This is a genomic window from Curtobacterium sp. B8 (assembly GCF_000333315.1).
Lineage (GTDB): Bacteria > Actinomycetota > Actinomycetes > Actinomycetales > Microbacteriaceae > Curtobacterium > Curtobacterium luteum.
Window position 1 is genome coordinate 1 of record NZ_BACW01000003.1, and the last position, 3,163, is coordinate 3,163.

The 3,163-nt window shown below is 71.8% G+C and carries 2 protein-coding genes; both read right to left on the minus strand.

Annotated features, from left to right (window positions below):
* Nucleotides 1-793: glycosyltransferase (locus I59_RS00025; RefSeq protein WP_022902112.1), on the minus strand; the 793-nt coding region annotated here is incomplete at its 3' end.
* 735 nt (nt 794-1,528) lie between these two features.
* Nucleotides 1,529-3,163, minus strand: a 1,635-nt coding sequence (locus I59_RS00030; RefSeq protein ID WP_022902113.1) for a bifunctional [glutamine synthetase] adenylyltransferase/[glutamine synthetase]-adenylyl-L-tyrosine phosphorylase, incomplete at its 5' end; no start/stop codon positions are given.

The window sequence follows — 3,163 nt, forward strand, 5'->3', positions numbered from 1 at the left end:
GGAGCGGAGCGTCCGTGTACACGAGCGACGTGTACTGGTAGACGGTCCGGTAGCCCTCCTTGAGGGTCAGGTTCGTCAGGGTGCGGTCGTCGGAGACCTCGAGGAAGACGCCCATGAACTTCTCGTGCATGAACCTGTCCATGACCCGCACGAGGATGTTCCGCCGGAAGGCGATCGTGCGGCCGGGCAGGCAGCCGATCTGGCCGAGGACGCTCTGCGCGGGCATCGAGTAGAGCGCGCGCGAGTTCTCGAGCCAGTCGGCCCAGCGGGTGATCCAGCTGCGGGTCGGCTCGAGGATGCGCTGACGGGTGGTCACGCCGCCGACGGACTCGTCGGCGAACGGCTTGAGGAGCTCCTCGAGCGTGCCGGGGGTCCAGACGGTGTCCGAGTCGACGAGCACGGTGATGTCGCCGGTGGACATCTCGGTGCCGACCTTGACGGCGTTGCGCTTGCCGGGGATCGGGGTGTGGGTCCAGCGGACGAGCGGGGCGAACTCGTCGCAGACCTCCTCGAGGGCCTCGTTGCGGGCGCCGTTGATGACGACGATGATCTCGCCGGGGCGCTGCTCGACCATGCGGCCGATGACGTCGCGGAAGAGGTCGAGCGGCTCGTCCACCACGGGGACGACGACGCTCGTCGTCCCGGTGTACGTGCCGGTGAAGGGGCGGTAGCGGGCGGACAGGACGACCTTGAGCAGCCAGAGCAACCAGATCACCGCGGAGTACACGGCGAACAGGTAGAACTCGGGGTGCCCTTCGACCATCTGCCGGATCTGCAGAATGAAGGTGAACATCGATCCCTGCTTCAACGTTCGAGGTGGGGATTCCGCTTCATCGAGGAACCTGTGGTCGGTTCGGGTGGGGCCAATCGTGCAGAAAGCGCAGGGCCCGCGCAACACGACCCCCGAGTGGGGGCGTTACGAGCGCGTTACGGGGTACACCCTGGTCCCCCACTCAGCGACGGCTCGGTGTCCCCCCGACTGCTGACAGCAGTCCGGCGGACCGCTCCATCAGCCGAACCGGCACACTCCTCGCCTCCAGCCTGCGCGACCCTCGGGTCAACTCAGATCGAAAATCCCCGGTCAATCAGGTATTTCTTCGCTCGTGGGACGCGGTCGGGTCGCGTCGTTCGGTGTCGACCCGAAGACGGTAACGGCCGGGTAACAGGCTGGGAGCGGTCCCAAGAGCGGGGTACAGGGTTCACAGCTGCGGGGGACGGTTCCGGACACACGGAATTCACCTTCGACGGCACGTCATGTTCGGGCGAACGACGTCGGCTCGGGCGTGTCGCGGTGTCGCCGGTCGCGTCTCGAGCCGCGGTGGGAGCGCGCCGGGCGGGAGCGGACGGCGGCCTGGAGGCACGGGTCGGCCCCGCCACGGGCCTCCTGTCGGGTACGGGGAACGCGTCGGACGGGCGGTGCGGGCCGGCGCAACCACGGGCCTCCCGTCCGGCCGCTGGCGCGGATCGCGCCCCGCTGCGGACGCCACGCGCCGGCGTGCCGGCGTGCCGGCGCGCAGTGCCGCGCCGGTCAGGCCCCGTAGAACGCGCGCTCGAACACCTGCCGGGCGCGCCGGGTCACACCGAGGTAGTCCTCCTCGAGCTGCGTGGCCGACCCCGGCGGGTACTCCATGAGCCGCGCAATGCCCTCGAGCTGGATCCGGTCGACGGGCAGCACGTCGGTCGTCTTCCCCGACCACAGCACGAGCGCGCTCCGGGCCCGGGACGCGAACCGCCACGCCGCGCCGAGCTTGTCGGCGTCGTCCGGCGCGACGAGCCCGGCGTCGGTGGCGGCGGCGAGGGCCTCGAGCGTCGAGGTCGTCCGGAGCCCGGGCACGGTCAGCGCGTGCTGCAGCTGGAGGAGCTGCACGAACCACTCGACGTCGCTGAGCGATCCGCGCCCGAGCTGAAGGTGCCGAGCAGAATCGGCGCCCCGGGGCAGCCGTTCCGACTCCACACGGGCCTGAATGCGCCGGACCTCGCGGACCTGGTGGTAGTCGATGTGCTCCGAGTAGCGGGTACGGTCGGCGAGGTGCTCGAAGTCGCGGAGCAGCTGCCGGTCCCCCACGGCTCCGCGGGCACGGAGCAGCGCCTGCGCCTCCCAGGTCAACGACCACCGCGCGTAGTAGGCGGCGTAGGACTCGAGCGTGCGCACGAGCGGCCCGTTCTTGCCCTCGGGGCGCAGGTCGACGTCGAGCTCGAACGGGTGGATGGCGTCCTCGATGAGCCGGCCGAGCTCGCGCACGATCGCCTGGGCGGCGCGGGAGGCGACCTCGGGCTCGGTGCCCTCGGCGGCGCGGTACACGTACAGGACGTCGGCGTCGGACCCGAAGCCGAGTTCGCGGCCCCCGTAGCGGCCCATCGCGACGATGCCGAACTCGAGTCCCTCGGGCGCGCCGCGGCGGGCGAGGGTGAGGGCGCCGGCGAGGGTGGCCTCCGTGACGTCGGTGAGGGCCGGCCCGAGGGCGTCGACGTCGAGCCAGCCGAGCACGGCGGCCATGCCGAGCCGCAGGGTCTCGCGCCGTCGGGCCGAGCGGACGAGCGCGGCGGACCCGTCGAGGTCGTTCCCGTGCCGGGCCGTCGTCGCGGTCATCTCGGCGAGCAGCGACTCCATCGGTCGCGGACGGAGGAGCGACTCCGGCTCGTCGAGCCAGGCCACGGCCTCCGGGAAGCGCTCGAGCAGCCCGGAGAGGAACGCGGACTCGGACAGGACGGTGGTCAGCGAATGGGCCGCCCCGGACGAGTCGCGGAGCATCCGGAGGAACCAGCTCGACTCCCCCAGGGTGTCGCTCAGCCGACGGAACGCCAGGAGCGCCCGGTCCGGTGCCGGCCCCTCGGCCATCCAGCGCAGGAGCACCGGCAGCAGGTTCCGTTGGATCGCGGCACGGCGGCTCGTGCCCTGCGTGAGCGCACGGATGTGTCCCAGCGCGCCCGCGGGGTCCGCGAAGCCGATGGCGCCGAGACGGTCCGCGGCCTGGTCGCTGGTGAGGACGATCTCGCCGTCGGTGGCCGCCACCGCGGACAGCAGCGGGCGGTAGAAGAGCCGCTCGTGGAGCCCGCGGACCTCGAGCTTCACCGTGCGCCAGCGGTCCTCGAGCGCCGCCGCCGAGGTCGCGAGACCGCTCGACCGTGCGAGGACGCGGAGTTCGTCCTCGTCGGAGGGCAT